This is a genomic window from Devosia marina, from assembly GCF_009758415.1.
GTDB lineage: Bacteria > Pseudomonadota > Alphaproteobacteria > Rhizobiales > Devosiaceae > Devosia > Devosia marina.
Map to the genome: position 1 here is coordinate 1 of NZ_WQRF01000017.1, position 4,355 is coordinate 4,355.

General features: G+C 62.6%; 5 protein-coding genes. 1 reads left to right on the forward strand and 4 read right to left on the reverse strand.

Features of this window, described 5'->3' with window-relative positions; translation table 11 throughout:
• Together GO014_RS18810 and GO014_RS18815 are read right to left on the reverse strand one after the other, a co-directional pair.
• The coding region (locus GO014_RS18810) for an FtsX-like permease family protein (RefSeq protein WP_157291811.1) at nucleotides 1-1,082 on the reverse strand (1,082 nt) is incomplete at its 3' end.
• Nucleotides 1,079-1,780 (reverse strand): ABC transporter ATP-binding protein, encoded by a 702-nt coding sequence (locus GO014_RS18815; protein ID WP_157291812.1) that lies wholly within the window; start codon nucleotides 1,778-1,780, stop codon nucleotides 1,079-1,081. The genes GO014_RS18815 and GO014_RS18810, both read right to left, overlap by 4 nt.
• Nucleotides 1,781-1,863: 83 nt before the next feature.
• Here GO014_RS18815 and GO014_RS18820 point away from each other — a divergent pair, with 83 nt between their 5' ends.
• Nucleotides 1,864-2,472 carry an arylesterase gene (locus GO014_RS18820; protein ID WP_210252484.1) on the forward strand — a complete coding sequence of 203 codons (609 nt, stop codon included), beginning with the start codon at nucleotides 1,864-1,866 and terminating at the stop codon, nucleotides 2,470-2,472.
• Between the two features lie 4 nt (nucleotides 2,473-2,476).
• Here GO014_RS18820 and GO014_RS18825 read toward each other — a convergent pair whose 3' ends face one another.
• Together GO014_RS18825 and GO014_RS18830 are read right to left on the reverse strand one after the other, a co-directional pair.
• Nucleotides 2,477-3,922 carry a dihydrolipoyl dehydrogenase family protein gene (locus GO014_RS18825; protein ID WP_157291814.1) on the reverse strand — a complete coding sequence of 482 codons (1,446 nt, stop codon included), beginning with the start codon at nucleotides 3,920-3,922 and terminating at the stop codon, nucleotides 2,477-2,479.
• A gap of 47 nt (nucleotides 3,923-3,969) precedes the next feature.
• The coding region (locus GO014_RS18830) for a TVP38/TMEM64 family protein (RefSeq protein ID WP_179953012.1) at nucleotides 3,970-4,355 on the reverse strand (386 nt) is incomplete at its 5' end.

Below are 4,355 nucleotides of genomic sequence, written 5' to 3' on the forward strand. Positions count from 1 at the left end.
GCCCCCGCGACCAGCATGGACCGGACGTCCAGCACCGGCGGCAGATCGATGCCGATCAGGCCCGAGAGCAAGGGCAGCAGCGCCAAAGTCGCCCCGGCGACAATTATCAGGCCCATGCCAACAGCGATGAGCGAGAGCAGGGCGATCTGCACCATAAAGTGAAAGAGTATGCGGCCGCTCTTGGCGCCCAGCGAGCGCATTGTGGCAATGGCTCCCTGGCGCTCGCCGATATAGGCAGCCACCGCATTGGCTGCGCCCAGACCGCCGACCACCATGGAAGAAAGCGCCACCAGCAGCATGAAATTGCCGAAGACGCCGATGAACCGGGCAATGGTTGCGGTCGCCTGACGGGGGGAGCGGATCTGCCAGTCCCCCTCCGGGAAGGCGTTTTCGAGCGCGGTCCGCGCCGTCCCGAAATCGCCGTTGGCCAGCAAGACCTTGTAGCGGAACTGGCTGAGCACCCCCTCCTCGCGCAGCCCAGCCGGAGCCAGCGCCGCGCGCGAAATCAGTGCGGGGGCGCCGAGCTGGAAGCCCGCCGTCGCCTGATCGGGCAAGGCGTCGATAATGCCGCGCAATTCGACGTCGAGGGCGCCGATGCCGACAATCTCGCCGACCTGCACGTCAAGGCGCAGCGCCGCCTGTTGGGAAAGCAGCACCCCGAAAGTCCCGTTCCGCTCGGCGAGCAGGCCAGCAATGCTGCCTTCTCGGGCCCCGGCAGCAAGGACAACGCTTCCCACCAGAGGGTAAGCGTCGCTTACCGCCCGCAGCGACAGGAACGCACTCTTGCCATTGGCCGTAGCCTGGGTATTGAGCGCGACTTCCCGGCTGACCTGCCCCAACCCCTCAAGCGCCAAGACCACCGCATCGTCGACATCGCTGCGCTGGGACCGCAATTCCAGATCGCCCCCCAGGATCAGCCTGGCGTCACGTTCGATGGCGGCCTCTACGCTGCTGCGCACGGCGCTGACAGTCCCGATGGCAGCCACACCCAGCGCAAGACAGGCAATGAGAATGACAAACCGCCGCGCGCTGCCGCGCAGGTCGACCAAAGCAACGCGAAGCCAACCCTGCAGGCGCCTCATGAAACGGTCGCTTCCAGCTCTTGCAGTTCCCCCCGGTTCATGCGCATGCGCCGGTCAGCCCGCTTAGCCAGATTATTGTCGTGAGTAATCAGCAGCACGGCCATATTGTTGCGCCGCGCCAGAGCAAACAGCAGGTCGATGGCCGACGCGGCCGTCTCCTGATCGAGATTGCCGGTCGGCTCATCAGCCAGAAGGAGCCTGGGCCGCGTCACAATGGCGCGTGCCAGCCCCACCCGTTGCTGCTCGCCCCCTGAAAGGGCGCTGGGCAGGTGAGTTTCGCGCTGCGCCAGCCCCACCTCGGCAAGAGCCGCCTTTGCCCGTGCCATGATCTCTTCCACTGGCAGATCGTCAAAGGCGATCTCAAGCGCCAGGGCGACATTCTCCAGCGCAGTCATTGAGGGGATGAGGTGGAAGTTCTGGAACAGGATGCCGATGTTCTGCCGACGCATATCGGCCAATTGATCCTCGTCCAGACCCGCAAGATTGGTGCCGCCGATGGCGACGACCCCATCGCTGGCCTTTTCGAGGCCGCCCAACACCATCAGCAGGCTGGTCTTGCCGCTGCCAGACGGGCCCACAACGGACACGACCTCACCCGGATTTATCGCAAACGTGATGGACTTGAGGATATGAAGCGCGCTGCCGCCCGAATTAAGGTGCAGGTTCATGTCCCGCGTGCGGGCGATGGTATCGATCATGAGAGCAGGGCCAGAACTTGGTCGGAATGACTACGGTGGTGAACTTGATAGGGTCAAGATGGTGGCGGCGCCCGATCCGCGCAATGACCTTGATCGGCACGATTGCGGCATTGGCGCAACCGGCACTGGCCGATGAGCCCACGATCCTTCTTTATGGCGACTCTCTTATGGCCGGGCTGGGCTTGTCGGCCGATGAAGGCTTTATGGGCCAGTTGCAGGCGGCAATGGAAGACAAGGGACTTGAGGCCGACCTGGTCAATGCCAGCGTTTCTGGTGACACCACAGCCGATGGACTTGCCCGGCTGGACTGGACATTGGGTGATCCGCCCGACGCGGTCATCCTGGGGCTCGGTGCCAACGATATGTTGCAGGGCCTCCCACCGGCCGAGGCCCGCTCGAACCTTGAAGCCATCATGGCGCGGCTCGATGCGCTCGAGGTACCAGTGCTCCTCGTGGGCATGATGGCCAATCGCGGGCTGGGCGACGACTATGTCGAAGCGTTCGACGCAATCTACCCCGACCTGGCCCAGGAACACGACGCTTTGCTCTACCCGTTCTTCCTTGAAGGCGTGGCGTTGGATCCCGCGCTCAACCAGCCCGACTTGCGCCACCCCAATGCCGAGGGCGTCGCGGTGATCGTGGCCGGGGTCATGCCGCTGGTAGAAGAGCTGGTTCAACGGCTGGAACCCTGATGCATCACGGCAGAATTTTCTGAACCAGTCCAACCCAGGCTTTCGGCAGGCGCCCGAACAGCTTGGGCTTGAAATAGGCACTGGCGGCGCGCTTGGATATTTCGGCCAAGGTGGGGTAGGGCGCAACCATGGACGCCACCGCCGAGAGCTTTACCTTGCCAGAAATGACCAGTCCCCAGAGGCTGATCATTTCGCCTGCATGGGGCGCTACGATAGTAACGCCGAGAACCTTACCCTTGCTTGTCAGGATCAGCTTGATGAAGCCTTCCGTACGGCGCTCCGCCTGGGCCCGGTCATTTTCTTCCATGTGTTCGACGACAACGACCACCTCCCCTTGCGCCTTTCGCGCCTCGGCCTCCGTCAATCCGACATGGGCCACTTCCGGATCGAGATAAGTGACCCAGGGCAAAGCCGAGTAATCCACCTTGGCCGGCAGGCCGAACATGGCGTTGCGAATGAAGATGCCGGCATGATATCCGGCGATGTGGGTGAATTGCGGCCCACCGGCTACATCGCCAAGCGCGAAAATGCGGGGATTCGACGTCCGCAGACGGCCATCCACCTCGATACCCTTCGGACCGAATTTTACTCCGGCCAGCTCCAGCCCCATATCCTCGACATTGGCTTTGCGGCCCGCGGCGACCAGCACATGGCTCGCGGTAATTTCGTAGCGATCTGTTGCCGTTTCGATGGTCGCACTGACACCCATTTCGCCCTTCTTGGGATCGATCAGCTTGGCATGTTCGTAAAGCACGATACCTTCATCGTGCAGAGCGCCTCGGATCAGCTCAACCGCCTCGGGTTCGTCGCGTGGCAGGATGCCAGCCACATCGACCATGGTGACGTCCGAACCCAGGCGCCTGAAAGCCTGTGCCATTTCCAGCCCGATGGGCCCGCCACCAACGATCAGCAGATGATCAGGGCGCTCGATCAGGTCGAACACGCTCTCATTGGTCAGCGGACCAAGTTCGCCCAACCCTGGTACCGGCGGGACAACCGCACGGGAGCCGGTGGCGATCACGAAACGGCGGGCGGTGATACGATAGTGGCCAGCGGCCAGTTCGGCCGGACTGATGAAGCGCGCAGTTTCCTTGATGACCTTGATGCCCAGCCCTTCGAAGCGCTCGACACTGTCGTGTGGCGCAATGGCGCCGATAACCTGATGAATATGGCGATGCACGGCCTCAAAATCGATCTTTGGCGCAATCGCCTCGCCGACGCCAAACGCCATCGCCGAGGTAAACACATGTGCGGCGTGCGCCGCCGCGATCAGCGACTTGGAAGGAACGCAACCGGTATTGAGGCAATCCCCGCCCATGGCCCCACGCTCGATGAGCACGACCCTTGCGCCGAGCTGCGCCGCACCCGCCGCCGCACTCAGGCCGGCCGAGCCGCCACCAATAATGCAGACATCGCAGGAAAGACTTTCGGGGGGTAAGTTCGCTTGCATGACTTGGCTCATTTGGCGCTGGATTCCATCGTGGTCTGCCGGGTCGGTCAGGCGTTACGGTCTGACAGCTTCCTTCGAATGAAACCCGAGAGCGGCGCGATGGCGGCAAGAAGAGCCAGCCCAAGCAGCCCCAATGTAATTCCGGGCGTCACGAGATCACCCACGCCAACGGGTCGATCGAGCGCGGCGGCATCAGCGAGTATTGTTTCCAGACCCTGGCCAATCGAAGCATAGACCAGCGCGCCGGGCAGGATGCCCAGGAGTGTTGCCAGGACATAGGTGGTGAGCGGAACCTTGAACAGGGCAGGCACGATATTAACGACGGCAAAGGGAAATACGGGCGCGAGCCGCAGCGCCAGAAGATAGCTGAAGGCATTGGCCTCGAAACCTTTCGCAACCTTGCCGGCAAATCCGTCCACGCGCGAACGCAGCC